The following is a 283-nucleotide window of genomic DNA, read 5'->3' as shown; positions in this document are numbered from 1 at the left end:
CCTGATGGGCATCTCACGGTCGGACGCGCCGCGCATGCTGAATGTGCACCGCCGGGTGATCGAGGGGCTCGAGGAGAGTCGGGGCCTCGACCGGGAACTCGAGGCCTTGCCGTCGGATCCGGAGATGAAGCGCAGGCATGAGGAAGGCGCCGGGCTGGCCTCGCCGGAGCTGGCGAACCTGATGGCCCATGTGAAGCTCGCGCTCAAGGGTGATCTGCTCGACTCCGACCTGCCGGACATGGTGTACTTCGCCACTCGGCTGCCCGACTACTTCCCGACGCCA

General features: G+C 67.1%; 1 protein-coding gene. It reads left to right on the top strand.

Annotation, left to right across the window (positions count from 1 at the left end; translation table 11 throughout):
- The coding region (locus GV790_RS30045; RefSeq protein ID WP_163818183.1) for an NAD-glutamate dehydrogenase domain-containing protein at positions 1–283 on the top strand (283 nt) is incomplete at both ends.

The sequence above is a fragment of the Nocardia cyriacigeorgica genome, assembly GCF_010858045.1.
GTDB lineage: Bacteria > Actinomycetota > Actinomycetes > Mycobacteriales > Mycobacteriaceae > Nocardia > Nocardia cyriacigeorgica_E.
Note: the sequence above shows the minus strand (reverse complement) of the source record. Positions and strands in the feature narration are given on the sequence as shown.